Consider the following 1,147-nt stretch of genomic DNA (forward strand, 5'->3'; position numbering starts at 1 on the left):
AGGAGAAAAAAGCAATGGCAAAGGGTAAGTTTGAAAGAACGAAACCGCATGTAAACATCGGAACGATCGGACACGTAGACCATGGTAAAACGACGCTGACAGCGGCGATCACGATGGTATTGGCAAAGAAGGGCCAGGCGGAAGCGACAAAATATGACGAAATCGATAAGGCGCCGGAAGAAAAAGAGCGCGGAATCACGATCAATACGGCGCACGTAGAGTATGAGACGGAGAGCCGCCACTACGCGCACGTGGACTGCCCGGGACATGCGGACTATGTAAAGAACATGATTACGGGAGCGGCGCAGATGGACGGAGCGATCCTGGTGGTATCGGCGGCGGACGGCCCGATGCCGCAGACGCGGGAGCACATCCTGCTGGCAAGGCAGGTAGGTGTGCCGTACATCATCGTGTATATGAACAAGACAGACCAGGTAGACGATCCGGAGCTGCTGGAACTGGTAGAGATGGAAATCAGGGAACTGCTTTCGGAATATGATTTTCCGGGAGACGACACGCCGATCATCAAGGGAAGCGCGCTTAAAGCGCTGGAAGCGGCGCAGGCGTCGGACGACATATCGGGGAATCCGGACTGCCAGAGCATTTTCGAGCTGATGGACGCGGTAGATTCCTACATACCGGAACCGGAGAGAGACGTAGACAAGCCGTTCCTGATGCCGGTAGAGGACGTATTCTCGATCACAGGGCGCGGAACGGTAGCGACGGGCAGAGTGGAAAGAGGAACGGTAAAGGTTCAGGATACGGTAGAGATCGTAGGATTGACGGAAGAAAAGAGAAGCGTGGTAGTAACGGGCGTGGAAATGTTCCGGAAGCTTCTTGACCAGGCAATCACGGGGGACAACATCGGAGTACTCCTGCGCGGGGTACAGAGGGACGAGATCGAGCGTGGGCAGGTATTGTCGGCGCCGGGATCGATCCACCCGCACACGCACTTCAACAGCAGCGTATACGTGCTGAAGAAGGAAGAAGGCGGGCGCCACACGCCGTTCTTCAACGGATACAGGCCGCAGTTCTATTTCAGGACGACGGACGTAACGGGAGTGATCGAGCTGCCGAGCGGAACGGAAATGGTAATGCCGGGAGATAACATCGAGATGGAAATCAAGCTGATCACGCCGATTGCAAT

Annotated in this window: 1 protein-coding gene; it reads left to right on the plus strand. The window is 55.5% G+C overall.

Annotated features, from left to right (window positions below; genetic code table 11):
- Positions 1-14: 14 nt before the first annotated feature.
- Positions 15-1,147: elongation factor Tu (gene tuf / locus H8S18_RS14485; protein ID WP_186858984.1), on the plus strand; the 1,133-nt coding region annotated here is incomplete at its 3' end.

This window comes from Christensenella tenuis (assembly GCF_014287795.1).
GTDB lineage: Bacteria > Bacillota > Clostridia > Christensenellales > Christensenellaceae > Christensenella > Christensenella tenuis.